The sequence below is a fragment of the Shewanella sp. FJAT-52076 genome, from assembly GCF_019457455.1.
Classification (GTDB): domain Bacteria; phylum Pseudomonadota; class Gammaproteobacteria; order Enterobacterales; family Shewanellaceae; genus Shewanella; species Shewanella zhangzhouensis.
The window spans coordinates 2,547,011-2,560,401 of sequence record NZ_CP080415.1 but is presented as its reverse complement, the minus strand read 5'-3'; the positions used below and the strand labels follow the sequence as shown (position 1 = coordinate 2,560,401).

At 55.0% G+C, this 13,391-nt stretch carries 13 protein-coding genes; 5 read left to right on the top strand and 8 right to left on the bottom strand.

The window, feature by feature from the left end; all coding sequences use genetic code 11:
* The first annotated feature begins 176 nt into the window (after nucleotides 1–176).
* Nucleotides 177–2,189, top strand: coding sequence for a DNA topoisomerase III (locus tag K0H79_RS11115; protein ID WP_220075842.1), 2,013 nt, complete (start codon nucleotides 177–179; stop codon nucleotides 2,187–2,189).
* A gap of 267 nt (nucleotides 2,190–2,456) precedes the next feature.
* Here K0H79_RS11115 and K0H79_RS11110 read toward each other — a convergent pair whose 3' ends face one another.
* Nucleotides 2,457–2,645 carry a DUF4250 domain-containing protein gene (locus tag K0H79_RS11110; protein ID WP_220064881.1) on the bottom strand — a complete coding sequence of 63 codons (189 nt, stop codon included), beginning with the start codon at nucleotides 2,643–2,645 and terminating at the stop codon, nucleotides 2,457–2,459.
* Between the two features lie 189 nt (nucleotides 2,646–2,834).
* Nucleotides 2,835–4,154, bottom strand: coding sequence for an alpha/beta fold hydrolase (locus tag K0H79_RS11105; RefSeq protein ID WP_220075841.1), 1,320 nt, complete (start codon nucleotides 4,152–4,154; stop codon nucleotides 2,835–2,837).
* Nucleotides 4,155–4,326: 172 nt separating this feature from the next.
* Between K0H79_RS11105 and K0H79_RS11100 the strand changes: the two genes are divergently transcribed.
* The 3 genes from K0H79_RS11100 (at nucleotide 4,327) to K0H79_RS11090 (ending at nucleotide 7,221) form a co-directional block, all read left to right on the top strand.
* Nucleotides 4,327–4,971: an MBL fold metallo-hydrolase gene (locus tag K0H79_RS11100; RefSeq protein WP_220075840.1), complete on the top strand. Its 645-nt coding sequence runs from the start codon at nucleotides 4,327–4,329 to the stop codon at nucleotides 4,969–4,971.
* A gap of 225 nt (nucleotides 4,972–5,196) precedes the next feature.
* On the top strand, nucleotides 5,197–5,661 hold the full coding sequence (locus K0H79_RS11095) for a DUF1097 domain-containing protein (protein WP_220064878.1): 465 nt from the start codon (nucleotides 5,197–5,199) through the stop codon (nucleotides 5,659–5,661).
* A gap of 120 nt (nucleotides 5,662–5,781) precedes the next feature.
* Nucleotides 5,782–7,221 (top strand): methyl-accepting chemotaxis protein, encoded by a 1,440-nt coding sequence (locus K0H79_RS11090; protein WP_220075838.1) that lies wholly within the window; start codon nucleotides 5,782–5,784, stop codon nucleotides 7,219–7,221.
* Nucleotides 7,222–7,348: 127 nt separating this feature from the next.
* Here K0H79_RS11090 and xthA read toward each other — a convergent pair whose 3' ends face one another.
* Genes xthA through K0H79_RS11075 form a run of 3 tightly spaced genes read right to left on the bottom strand, consistent with a single transcriptional unit; the run spans nucleotide 7,349 to nucleotide 8,999 of the window.
* Nucleotides 7,349–8,155, bottom strand: coding sequence for an exodeoxyribonuclease III (gene xthA / locus K0H79_RS11085; protein ID WP_220075837.1), 807 nt, complete (start codon nucleotides 8,153–8,155; stop codon nucleotides 7,349–7,351).
* Nucleotides 8,155–8,454 (bottom strand): YciI family protein, encoded by a 300-nt coding sequence (locus K0H79_RS11080; RefSeq protein WP_220075836.1) that lies wholly within the window; start codon nucleotides 8,452–8,454, stop codon nucleotides 8,155–8,157. Before K0H79_RS11080 ends, xthA begins: the two co-directional genes overlap by 1 nt.
* Complete coding sequence (locus tag K0H79_RS11075; RefSeq protein ID WP_011760250.1) at nucleotides 8,454–8,999, bottom strand: septation protein A; 546 nt, start codon at nucleotides 8,997–8,999, stop codon at nucleotides 8,454–8,456. Before K0H79_RS11075 ends, K0H79_RS11080 begins: the two co-directional genes overlap by 1 nt.
* A 182-nt stretch (nucleotides 9,000–9,181) precedes the next feature.
* Here K0H79_RS11075 and K0H79_RS11070 point away from each other — a divergent pair, with 182 nt between their 5' ends.
* Complete coding sequence (locus tag K0H79_RS11070) at nucleotides 9,182–10,438, top strand: alpha/beta hydrolase (protein WP_220078148.1); 1,257 nt, start codon at nucleotides 9,182–9,184, stop codon at nucleotides 10,436–10,438.
* A 122-nt stretch (nucleotides 10,439–10,560) separates the two neighbouring features.
* On the opposite strand, the gene K0H79_RS11065 is transcribed toward K0H79_RS11070, so the two are convergent.
* The 3 genes from K0H79_RS11065 to trpB form a co-directional block, all read right to left on the bottom strand.
* Nucleotides 10,561–11,094 carry a cysteine hydrolase family protein gene (locus K0H79_RS11065; RefSeq protein ID WP_220075835.1) on the bottom strand — a complete coding sequence of 178 codons (534 nt, stop codon included), beginning with the start codon at nucleotides 11,092–11,094 and terminating at the stop codon, nucleotides 10,561–10,563.
* Between the two features lie 256 nt (nucleotides 11,095–11,350).
* Nucleotides 11,351–12,151 (bottom strand): tryptophan synthase subunit alpha, encoded by an 801-nt coding sequence (trpA, locus tag K0H79_RS11060; protein WP_220075834.1) that lies wholly within the window; start codon nucleotides 12,149–12,151, stop codon nucleotides 11,351–11,353.
* A gap of 11 nt (nucleotides 12,152–12,162) precedes the next feature.
* Nucleotides 12,163–13,356, bottom strand: a complete 1,194-nt coding sequence (gene trpB / locus K0H79_RS11055) for a tryptophan synthase subunit beta (protein WP_220064873.1) — start codon at nucleotides 13,354–13,356, stop codon at nucleotides 12,163–12,165.
* Nucleotides 13,357–13,391 lie beyond the last annotated feature (35 nt).

Sequence of the window (13,391 nt, the reverse complement as noted above, 5' to 3'; positions counted from 1 at the left end):
ATGGAGGATATTGGTCATTTGAACTTTGATGAGAATTATTCTCAACTAAATTTACACTGGATCAGGGTAAATCTGACCCTGGCGTTAAGTCGCCGGGATTGCGCGTTGCGTCCGCAGGGGATTTTCGCTACATTTACTGTAAATTCATCCAGTACTTTAAGTTCGAATAGCCTGCCATGATCCTCTATATCGCCGAAAAACCCAGCCTCGGCCGCGCCATTGCCGAAGTGTTGCCCAAACCCCATAAAAAGGGGGATGGCTACATCGAGTTGGGCAACGGCGATTGTGTCACTTGGTGTATCGGCCATTTACTGGAGCAGGCCGAACCTGACGCGTATTCTCCCGAATACAAGCAGTGGCAGCTTGCCCATTTGCCCATCATTCCAGACGAGTGGAAACTCATTCCCCGAAGTTCGGCCAAAAGTCAGCTGGCAGTGGTAAAACGTCTGATTAAGCAGGCATCTTCTCTGGTTCATGCAGGGGACCCGGATCGCGAAGGACAGCTCCTGGTGGATGAAGTGATTTCCCATGCCAAGGTTTCTGCGTCTAAACTGGCATCCACCCAGCGTTTATTGATTTCAGATTTGAACCCCGACGCGGTGCGCCGCGCACTGGGACAGCTTCGCAGCAATAAGGAATTTGTGCCGCTTGCCACATCGGCCTTGGCGCGTAGCCGCGCCGACTGGCTCTATGGCCTCAATATGACCCGGGCTTATACGCTTCAGGGGCGAAAGGTGGGGTATGCCGGTGTCTTGTCCGTTGGTCGGGTGCAAACCCCATTGTTGGGCCTGGTGGTGCGCCGGGATCTGGAAATTGAGCATTTTGAGCCCAAAGACCACTACGAGGTGCTTGCTCACGTCACCACAGACAAGGGCGAGTCTTTTTGCGCCAAGTGGCAACCCAGCGAGGCTTGTCAGCCATACATGGATGAAGAAGGGCGGGTGCTTTCACGCCGCCTTGCAGAAACCGTGGTTAACCGCATTGGCGGTAAGCCTGCACTGGTTGAGCATGTCAGCCATAAAGACAAGAAGCAGGCGCCGCCTTTGCTGTATAGCCTCTCGGCGCTGCAAATTGATTGTGCCAAACGCTTTGGTATGAGTGCCAAAGAGGTGCTGGATACGGCCCAGAGCCTGTATGAGCGTCACAAGCTGATTACCTATCCCCGCTCAGACAGCCGTCATTTGCCTAAAGAGCAGCTCTCATTGGTGCCCGATGTGGTGGCAGCTATAAGCACCAACGCTCCTGAGCTGTTGGAGGGGGCGCCGCCACCCAATTTGCAGCTGGTGTCCAAAGCCTGGGATGACAGCAAGGTGGACGCCCACCACGCCATAGTGCCAACGGGTAAACGTGCGGCGCTGTCGCAGCTTAACCAGCGGGAGCGCCAGCTTTATTTGCACATTGCACGGCAATATTTGGCGCAGTTTTATCCCCATCGCCTTCTGGCAGATACCGAGATACAGCTCATTATCGAAGGCGGCAGCTTTATCGCCAAAGCGTCGGTTGAGAGAGCCGCAGGTTGGCGGGTGTTGTTTCAGGGACGCAATACCGAACAGGACGAGGGAAGAGAGCTACTAGAGACTGATGCCAGCCAAAAGACGCCCCTGCCAGCCCTGAATAAGGGCGATATAGCCCAGTGCAGCCATGGTGAGTTATTGGCAAAGCAAACCCAGCCCCCCAAACACTTTACTGATGCGACCCTGCTCAGTGCCATGACAGGCATTGCCCGTTATGTGAGTTCACCGGACATCAAACGCATATTGAAGGACACGGATGGCCTTGGCACCGAAGCGACCCGGGCCGGGATTATCGAACTCCTCTTTAAACGTGGCTTTTTGGTGCGTCAGGGTAAAAGCATCGTGGCATCCCAAGCCGGGCGGGGCCTAATTGCCAGCTTGCCTGAGGTGGCCACCACAGCGGATATGACCGCCCTGTGGGAGCGTCAGCTCAGTGATATCTGCCAACGTCAGCTGTCCTATAAAGGCTTTATGGCACCACTGGTGTCGGAACTTGAAAAGTTGATTGAGCAGGCCGCTGCCAGTTTGCCCACCGCGCTGGCCGGCGTGACGGCGACAGGGGCCAAACGCGCTTTTAAAGGCAGAGCTGGCAAGGGCAAAGGGCGTGCGCCCGGGTCACGTGCTGGCAGAGGTCGAAAAAGCCGTGCAAGCCAAAAAGGAAAGGCTACAACCTGAAAGCCCAGGCAACGCCAGCCAGATAGCCGATGTGAACTGAAGAACCCAAGAGACGATGTTGAGTGTACGCTGGGATTCATAGCGCATTCACTTCGGTATGAAGCTGGGCAAGACGTAATCTGAGTGGGGATAAGAATCCAATAGGCTTTCAACACCTAATCCCGAAAGGCACTTTCTGCACTTTCTGGACTTTCTGCAGTTTCCGCGCTTTCAGCTCTTGCTCTCACAGTACAGTTCAATGGCAATCAGAGGGACACTGGTAATGGCTCAGCGGCTGCGATATTGATTGGTCTCGGGGTTATAATCGAAGTCAGCCAGCTTGGCGTCCAGTTCAGCTTCCGGCATTCCCAGTTCGTACAAAAGCGATGCCTTGTCCGGGCACTGTAAGCGGAGCTTTTCATTGACTATACCAACGAGGATTTCGGGACTTAACTGCGAAGGATGACGGATTTCCATGGGCGACTCCCATACTGAGGTGCTTGAGTCAGTATCGGGTAAAAAAAGGAGTAAGCCAAGGTCCTGGCTTACTCCACTCAAAAAGCGATAACCAAAAGCGGTTAACACAAACGCTCATAGAGGAGGAACCTTTATGAGTGTGCCAAGTCGGGCTTAAGCCTGACTTAAAATCACCTGAGCGCCGAATGACTAGCGTAAACAGGCGCCGCGATTGATGGCGATGAGGCGATCGAGAATGCGTTCACCATCCATACGAATGCCATTGTGCTCGTACTCTGAGGTCAGCCAATACTTGAGATTGGCCACCTGTTTGGCGGTTTCCAGGCTGTAGTCCATTTCCACAAACATGTCTTCACTGTAAATGGCCGCCGCGACCGGCACGGTATTGTTGGCGAGCACGGCTTTGTCATAGAGTGGCGGCCAATCCGCTTTTGCCGCGAGCAACTCCGCGCATCCTTTCAGTGGTTTGAGGTGTTCAAAGCAGTCGAACATCCAGGGGAAAATCATCTCGCCTGTAAGCAGCAAAGATGCAGGGGGCGGTGCGTCAAACTGCGGATATTCAGCGCGAATCCTGTGCGCCGCCCAATTGGACGCCTGCTGCTGGCAGTAAATGGCCTCATGGAGCACTGCAAAGAGAGGATTGGTGTTGTAATCCAGCATCTGCCCAAAACGCTCGACAAAAAGCGGGTTGATGCACTCCCCTGAGGGCGTGAACTGCAATGCCTGCTCCAGCAGGTAATATACGCCCTCTGGCCCATCCTCCATCCCCAGATGTATCCCCAGCAGCTGTAACATCTGCGGTGTTAATTGCTGTCCAGACGGTAATAATACCGGGTGCTCAAGCAGGTATCGGTGCAAATCAGCAAGTAATGAGGCCGCATCCGGGAAGCGTTGATGGAAGTCGCGATTCTTCTGCAATACCCGTTTATAGGTCGCCCGGTAAACCTCGTCGGCACTGCGCTCAAGGGGGGGAATACCACCTGTGATATAGGCTTCTTTCAGGCCATGGGCGGCAACGCTCAAGTACCTGAGCACACAAAAGCCGCCAAAACTCTGGCCGAGAATGGTCCAGGGTGTATCGGGGCTTAAGATGGCGCGAATCGCTTCTGCGTCTCTGATAATGTTATCGGCACGGAAGTGACTGAGATAGTCGGCTTTCCCTGCATCATCCAGATGTGCAAGGCTTGTGGCGTTTACAGGGGAGGACAGCCCTGTGCCGCGCTGATCGAGCAGCAGCACCCGATATTCTGTCAGCGCCCGTTTTATCCAGCCACTGTGACTGACCGGGCGCTGGGCGGCAAAGCCGGGGCCGCCCTGGAAATACACCAGCCAGGGCAACTCCAGATGTTGCTTATCCTTGTGTACCAGGGTACGGGCAAAGACGTTAATGGTGCCTTTTGAGCTGTCCTGGTAATCCAGGGGCAGGGTAAAGGTAAGCTTTTCCGCAATCATCTGTGGAAGGGTGGAGGTTGACGCTGTGGCATTGGGGTGTTTGCTTGAAACAGACATGGGCAGGACTCATTGGCTGGCATCTTGTTGCGGATTGTATACAAATGCCTCTGTCTGGCAAGTCATCAATCTTGCCAAAGCCCTATCAAGATCAATTTCTGCCCGGGAAAACTGGCACACAATGGCTAGAATCACTTAATCTAGCGCCCAAAATACAAAAGAGAATGCGACTATGAAATACCAGATAATTCCCGTGACGCCTTTTCAGCAAAATTGCACTCTCATTTGGTGTGAAAACACCCGCAAGGCTGCGGTGGTTGACCCGGGAGGAAACCTCGAGCGGATTTACGAGGCGCTGGAAAAACATGGACTGACATTGGATAAAATTTTGCTGACCCATGGCCACATAGATCATGTGGGCGGCGCTGCCAAACTGGCCAAGGAAACCGGCGTCGCCATTGAAGGCCCCCATGTTGATGATGCCTTCTGGTTGGAAAACCTGCCCCGTCAGAGCCAAAACTTTGGCTTTGCCCATTGCGATGCCTTCGCCCCGTCCCGTTTCCTCGAGGAAGGCGAGAGTCTGCACATTGGCGATGTAGCCCTGGATGTGGTGCATTGTCCAGGGCATACGCCCGGACACCTGGTGTTTTTCGAACCCGTCACCAAGTTGGCCCTGGTGGGGGATGTGCTATTTCGTGGCTCCATTGGCCGAACCGACTTCCCCGGCTCAGACCACAAAGCACTCATCAATTCCATCACCACCAAGCTTTGGCCACTGGGTAAAGAGGTGGCCTTCATACCCGGCCATGGTCCCATGTCTACCTTTGCCGAAGAGCGGGCTCATAACCCCTTTGTGGCCGATCAGCTGCTGGGTTAACGCATCATTATCCCCATCGTGGCTTCGTGAGATTGATGTTATCGGAGCCACTGATTCTTTGTCTCTTCCCCCAGTCCATTCATTGTCTGTCGGCGGCAGCCTCTTCTGACTAAGCAGTGATGCATATTTGGTAATTTAATTACACTTTTTGGAACCAGATCAGTTTTTCACACTGCAGTTTGCCTTATTGTTAGCGCCATAACACAAAGACAACGGGGTCCAACTATGTTTGAACGATTGCCAGTGGCGCTGGCCGCCGGTTTGCTTGCTGCCTTATGGGTGGCGGTATCCGGCCAACTTTCCTGGGTAACCTGGGTGGGGTTTCTGGGATGCAGTGCTTATTTTGCCCAAGGGGAACTGAGCCCGCGAGGCGTCATGTCCACCTGGGCTACCACCCTGTCGGGGGTGTTCTGGGCCTGGCTTATTCTCCATGGCGCTGAAGTGCTGACCATGGGGTACAGTGCAGCCATCCTCACCGGCATAGTGACTGCGTTTATGTGCCTGCAGGCCAGTAAACGCCTGCTCGCCTTTATTCCCGGTACCTTTTTGGGTTGCTGCGCCATGTTTGCCTTAAATGGCGATTTCCTGGTGGTGTTGCCGCCGCTACTCGTGGGTGCGGTAATGGGATACGCCATGAGTCTTCTCTCTGGCTTGCTGGCTCGCTACATGCCAGTTGCTGTAACAGAGTGAGCCTCACATTCTGATGATTTAACATTGCCATGGCGAAATACGCAGCTTGGCTCAGGTCCGCCCGGTCACCATCTATACTTACCCATGACCGGGAACGCTGACCGGGCCGGAGAATAATCAATGAAACAAATAACCTTTCGTAAAATTGATGCGATTCTGATCAAATTCAGTCTTAACGGTAAATTTTGGTTGGTATGCTCCATGGTGGCTGCCATCACAGCCATTGTGGCGCTGGCGAATTATCGCCTGCAGGTAACAACCATAGAATCCGCCAGTGAAGCACGGGTCAGCGCAGCACTCGATGCCTATGCTGAAGTCGCCCGGGCCAACAATCTGCAGGGGGACGCGCTCTCGGCATTTGCCGCACGCCACGGTTTGTCACAGTCGGGCCAGAGCGGGCGCAAAGGCAACACAGTGACGGCAGTGACCAACCTGGGCGGCTCGCCGCTGGCGCTTAGCCGCAACGTGGCTGAATGGGAGAGTGAGTCCCGCAGCGATGCCGGTATGATGCTCTGGTGGGCCGCTCTGGGATTGCTGCCGCTGTTTCAGCTCAGCTACTGGATGTCCACTTCCCTTGGGGGCGGCCTCTGGGATATGTACATGGCCATCAAGCGCTTGGCAGATGGCGACCTGACCCAGCGTCTGAATTTTTTCGGCACCGATGACTTCAGCCTTATTGCCCGGGAAATTGACCGCTGCGCCGACAACATGAGTGATATGCTTTCTGCTATTCGTAATAACGCCGACACCCTGAAACGCGCATCCTCGGCATTTTCCAATCAGGCCCAAAGCAGTGACAGTCTCGCCAGACGGCAACACGAGTTTCTCGATTCAGTGGCGGTGGCCATGTCGCAGATGACGTCGGCCATTGAAGAAGTTTCCGCCAACGCCTCGGCCACCTCCACCCAAACCCGCTCCAACGCAGGGGCAGTAAAAGAAAGCCAAAAACGTATCACCAATACGGTATCCGGCATTGCCGAGCTCTCCGGCAAAATAGGGGATGCATCGTCGTCGGTGGATGCGCTGTCACGTGAAGCGACCGAGATCAGTGCCGTGGTCACAGTGATTGACAGCATCTCAGAGCAAACCAATCTGCTTGCTCTGAATGCGGCCATTGAGGCTGCCCGTGCAGGAGAGCAGGGAAGGGGCTTTGCGGTGGTCGCCGATGAAGTCCGTACCCTGGCGGGCCGCACCCAACAGGCGACCGTGGAAATTCAATCCATGATTGAAAGTCTGCAATCCGGCAGTAAGGCGCTGTCTGGTATTACCGGCGATATTGTCAGCCGGGCAGAGCAGGGAAAGAGTGCGGTTTCGCTGGTGGGTGAGGATGTGGGCAATATCGCAGACTCCATCAATCAGGTGTTTGACATGGCAAGCCATATAGCCGCATCGGCCGAAGAGCAGAGTGTCGCGTGCCGTGAGATTGCATCGCAGCTTGCTGAAATCAGAAACCAGTCGGGCGTTATCAGTGACAATGCGCACAATGCTCTGGAGTTGGCCCATGAACTGGCACAGGCCTCGGTGGCGTTGACGGATATCCTGGGTCAGTACCGCACCTGATGACAGATATCTGTGTCAGCATCGGTTCTGTTGAACGAGTATTAGTGCTTGAACGCTGGCATAAATTCAGTAAGAGGTATAAAAAAAGCGCCGTTTATCGGCGCTTTTTTTGGTGAACAGCCAGGGCTTACTCGAACTCGCTCCAGACGGGGGCGTGATCCGATGGCTTTTCCATGGCGCGAATATGGTAATCCACACCAGACGCAACCAGCCGGCCTGTGAGTGATCTGGTTGTCATGATCACATCGATACGCAGCCCGCGGTTATCATCAAAGCCCTTGCTGCGGTAATCGAACCAGGAATAGGTGGCGTCTTTTTCGGGGTGCAGTACCCGGAAGCTGTCGTCAAATCCCCAGTCTTTCAGGGTTTGCAGCCACTCGCGCTCTTCCGGCAGGAAACTGCACTTACCGGTTCTGAGCCAGCGTTTGGCATTGTCCGGACCAATGCCTATGTCCAAATCCAACGGAGATATGTTGATATCCCCCATGATGATGATGTCATCATCGCAGCTGTAGGATTCGGTCAGGAGGCGCTGGAGATCGGCATAAAACTTACGCTTGGCCGGAAACTTGATTTCATGATCCCGGCTCTCACCCTGGGGGAAGTAGCCGTTCATCACGGTAAGCATGCGGCCGTTTGGCAGACGGAATTTTCCGATGATCATCCGTCTTTGGGCATCTTCTGCATCCCATGGGAAACCCTTTTCCACGGATTCGGGTTCAACCTTCGACAGCAGCGCCACACCGTAATGGGCCTTGCCACCATGGTAATAAACCTTGTAACCCATGGCCTCGACATCGGCGAGGGGAAAGGCTTCGTCGTGTACCTTGGTTTCCTGCAGGCCGATGATATCAGGCGCCTGGGTATCAATCAGCGCTTGAAGTTGATGCAGGCGCGAACGCAGGCCATTGATGTTAAAGGAAATGACCTTCATCAGGGCAACACTCGCTTAAATGGTTTTACGATCACCTTTTCATACACGCCTGCGGCAATGTAAGGATCGGCATCGGCCCAGGCCTGGGCGAGCTCCAGTGATTCAAATTCGGCCACTACCAGAGAGCCGGTGAAGCCCGCTTCACCTGGATTATCGCTGTCGATAGCCGGGTGTGGACCGGCAATCATCAGGCGACCTTCATCGGCCAGTTCCTGCAGGCGCGCCAGGTGTGCTGGACGGGCGGCAAGGCGTTTTTCGAGACTGTTGGTAACGTCCTGGGATGAAATCATGTACCACATTATTTGAGTTCCTTCTTTTTATCTTCGGGAAGATGTTTGAACAGGTAAACCACGGTAAGCAGTGTGTTCACCAGGGTGGCGGCGGTCAGCCCGAATACCTTGAAGTTCACCCAGGTTTCCTGGGACAGGCTGAAAGCCACATAGATGTTGATAAGCCCACAGGCGACAAAAAACAGCACCCAGTACCAGGTGAGTCTGGCCCAAATCTTATCGTCTACCGGCATTTCCTGACCGAGCATGGATTTGAGAATGGGCTTCCCCAGAAACTGCCCGGCAATGAGAGCGATGGCGAACAGGGCATAAACTATGGTCACCTTCCACTTGATAAAGGCATCATCGTGGAAAATCAGGGTAGCGGTACCGAAGCTGGCCACCAGGGCAAAGGTGATCAGGTGCATTTTTTCGATTTTTTTATACAGCGCATAGGTGGCGATGAGCTGGATAAGCGTCGCGACAATCAGGGCGCCGGTGGCGGCATAAATATCAAAAAACTTGTAAACGGCGAAAAAGACCAGAAGCGGTAAAAAATCGAGCAGCTGTTTCATGGCGTCCTGTGAAGTCCGAAAGTGTAAGCCTTTGACGGCCGGTAAGCTTGTGTTGTGCCGTCAGCGAGAAACCGAGTGTAACATGGGGATTGGCCGCTGGGTATGGCACTTTACCCGCTGGTGAAACCCAGCTCACACCTCTATAATGGCCGCCCGCCCCAGCAGGGGTTTTGATCTTGTGGATGTGTGTTTTGCGTAAGTGGTTGAAAGGCATCGCGGCCGTAAAATTTGCCCTGATTGTGCTGCTTGGGCTGTCCATTTGGTCCACACGTATCCCAGATATTGCCTACCATCCTGTTTTGCCAGAACAGTCCCTCGCCAATTTCCACGTCATCGAATTCAATGATGACGGCGAGATGCATCTGCCCGCCCAGTTTGATGCGCTCAAGGCTCGTCTAAGGACGACGCCGGGTTCAGACCTGCTGATTTTTATCCACGGCTGGCACCACAATGCAGCGCCAAATGACGATAACTTTGTCGCCTTTCAGCGTTTTTACCAACAGATGTCGGCGACTAAACCGTCGCTGCTGGGTCTCTATATCGGTTGGCGCGGCGATCAGTACGACCCCTTTTGGCTTGACGGCTCTGACGACCCCGACAGCGTGGTTGAGCCGCTGGACTTTCCCACCATATTCACCAGCAAACGCGTGGCAAAGCGGGTAGGAGAACATGGCGTCAGGCCGTTATTGGCTGAGCTCGACACCCTCGCGGATGAAGGTATCCTGGGACGCTATACCCTGATAGGCCACAGCCTTGGTGGCGTGGTGGCGCTCCATGCCCGCAAGCAAAGCCTGCTGGAGAATCTGGCAAAGGGGCAGGGGCAGCGGCATCTTACCGTGCTGCTTAATCCCGCGGCCTCCGCCAGGGAATATCAACCGCTGGATAAATGGCGTAGCCCAGACAATGCCGGGCCAGCCATGCTGGTGCTGCAGTCCAAAACGGATTTTGCTGTGCTGGAGGCCTTCAATTGGCTCAAGGAAGGAGAGCGCGCCGTGGGCAACTCCTGGGCTATTACCCACGATATTGACCCCTGTCCGGGGCGAGATTGCAGCCGCACACTCGTTCTTCCCAAGGCGCTGCAGGACCACGATGCCAAACCCGGCTGTATGCAGGTGCTGGATGGCCCTGGCTGGAAGATCCGCGCCCGTCTGCACGCCCGAAAAACGGTGCAAAGCTGTGAGGATGCCAACCGTCAGGCAGTATGGGTGCTGTCGGTTGCCGATGGGGTGATTGCCGGTCATAACGGTATCCTGACCGAAGTACAGGGCGTTGCACTGGCGGCCGCTTTGGATAATTGGCAAAGTGCCTGGCAAGGGGCAGCCCACACAGCCTCAATATCAGACCCCATCACACCCGAGTCACCGCTTTTGCTTGAGCCCCATTCAGCTTCTGAACCCCAAGCTGACAGTAACCACACGGGAGTTCCTGCGTCGAAATAAGCTTGAAAGCATGCCCGGCACTTAAGGCTCAGCTGCGGGTAAAAATCAATGGCCACATTCAGTGGCCATTGATTGGGAAGATTTACAGCTTACTCTGACAGCCGGTTTCTCAGAGATGTCACTTACGGCTGCCAGTCATTTGCATTCACAGCTGAAGCTACAACCCCAAAGCTTTTGATACTGCAAAGGGTCGCATTTTCGTGGGCAATGATGCTTTTGGCATCCAGATGCGCCTTGTCTGCTGTGGTGTGCGCATCGCTGATAAGGTCCACGGGATATCCCAGCGCCAGGGCGCGTCTCACCGTGGTATCAACGCAAAACTCACTGGCATAGCCGCATATTGCCAGTGCATCCACATCCAGTTCATCCAGTAAGGCCTTAAGCCCGGTTCCCTGAAAACTGTCCGGGGTGGTTTTACCGACGAAGTAGTCGTTTTCGTCCTGAATAAGACCACTCACCAATTGCCAGCCCTCTGTGTCGCGGGCGATGGGGGTGCCTGGCTGTTCATGCTGGATAAAGATAACCACAGCGCCTTTTGCGCGGGCAGTTTGGGTTAACTGGTTGATACGCTGGATGATATTGGCGGAATCGAATGGCGGCGTGGCGCCTTCAAAAAGCAGTTGTTGAACATCTATCACTAGCAGTGCCTTGGCCATGGGCCACTCCTTAGCTGCTGCTTCGGCATTGAGCCGAATGGTGCCGGATAGACTAAGTTGTATTTCAGCTGACACTGAGAGTCAACCTTCCCGGCATTGCTGCCTGAAAAATCAATCTATTGCAGTTGCATTTGTCTCCATTGCCACGGCATCTTCACCGCTGCGCTGAATACCTGCAAGAAAAAAACAGCGGGCAAGCCCGCTGTGTAGATTGTCTTCCCCCTTCTTATGAGGGAAACCTGCGTGTTTCAGCGCCTCAGGTGGCAGCCTTCATGGCGCTGGCAAAGGATTTGAGCTCTGCCAAGAGCTTAGGCATGTCGTCTTTCAAGGCGTCAATACGCTTGACCACGGCGGAGCCGGAAATGGCACCGGCGGCGCCCGCGGCGATCGCTTCCTTAACCTGTGAGGGTTCGGCAATGCCAAAGCCCAGCAGTGGTGGCGGCGCATTGAATTCCTTCAGGGCCGACAGCACAGAGTCCAGAGGCATACCTGCCTTGTTATCGGCACCTGTCACTCCGGCGCGGGACAGGAGGTAGGTGTAACCTTCGCCAAGTGACGCCACCAGACGCAGGGTATCGGTGTCGGCATTGGGGGGCGCAATAAAAATCGGTGCTATGCCTTCGGCCCTGGCGGCGGCAACGAAAGGCGCCGACTCTTCTGCAGGCACATCGGCAATCAGCACTGAGTCCACTCCGGCGGCCTTGGCGCGGCGGTAAAACGCCTCTATGCCGTTGGCAAACACCAAATTGGCGTACAGTAAGAGACCGATGGGCAGCTCAGGATACTTGGCGCGGATTTGTTCAATCATCCTGAAACAGGTGTCCGGCGTAGTACCGGCGGCCAGGGCGCGGATATTGGCACCCTGGATCACAGGACCATCGGCGAGGGGGTCGGAGAAGGGAAAACCCAGCTCCAGACAATCGGCGCCGCCTTCGACCAGGGCATCAATAATCGCGAGACTCTCCTCAATGCCCGGGTCCCCCAGGGTGACGAAAGGCACGAAGGCGCCCCGTGATTCGGCTTTTAATCGGGCAAAGGCGTTTGAATATCGGTTCATGGCAGTACTCCTTATGCGCTGGCCTTGCCGTCTAAGATGTCAGATACGGTGAAAATGTCTTTATCGCCGCGGCCAGAGAGATTGACCACAATGATTTGCTCTTCGGTGGCGTCTTTGGCCAGACGCAGTGCGTAGGCCAGTGCATGGGCAGACTCCAGCGCCGGAATAATACCTTCGCTGCGGGCAAGCAGCTGGAATGCTTCCAGCGCCTCGTCATCGGTGGCCGACTCATAGGTGGCGCGGCCAGTGGCATTGAGGTAGGCGTGCTGCGGTCCCACGGAAGGGAAGTCCAGACCGGCAGAAATCGAATAGGACTCTTCAATCTGGCCATGCTCATCCTGCATCAAGGGGGCTTTCATGCCAAAGAAGATACCCGTCTTGCCATGCTTGAGCGGCGCACCGTGCATTGGGGTATCAATGCCCTTACCGGCCGGCTCCACCCCAATCAGTTTCACCGAAGGCTCGTCAATAAAGTCGGCAAACATACCGATGGCGTTGGAGCCGCCACCCACGCAGGCGATAACCGCATCCGGCAGGCGGCCTTCTTTTTCCAGCATTTGGGCTTTGGTTTCGGCGCCAATCATGCGCTGAAACTCACGTACTATGGTGGGGAAGGGATGCGGCCCTGCTGCTGTACCCAGTAGATAGTGGGCGCGATCGTAGCTGCCGGACCAGTCGCGCATGGCCTCGTTACAGGCATCCTTGAGGGTGGCCGAGCCGGAGGTGACCGGGATAACCTCGGCGCCCATCAAGCGCATACGAAATACATTGGGGCTCTGGCGGGCCACGTCTTTGGCGCCCATGTACACCTTGCACTTGAGCCCCAACAGGGCGCAGGCCAGCGCTGTGGCCACACCATGTTGTCCGGCGCCTGTCTCGGCAATAATCTCTTTTTTGCCCATGCGTTTGGCGAGCAATGCCTGACCGAGTACCTGATTGGTCTTGTGGGCACCGCCGTGCAGCAGATCCTCACGCTTTAAGTAAATCTTCACCCTGGGATTGGGAGACAGATTGCGGGTCAGGGTAAGCGCCGTGGGACGACCGGCGTAGTTCTTCAACAGGTCGTGGAATTCTTTTAAAAACTCGGGGTCTTGCTGTGCCTCGACAAAGGCGGTTTCCAGCTGCTTCAGCGCCGGCATCAGAATCTGCGGCACGTACATGCCGCCGTATTCGCCGAAGTAGGGATCGAGTTTCAGCTCGCTCATTGTGTCTCTCCAAAGTCAGTCAATCTGCTATGGCG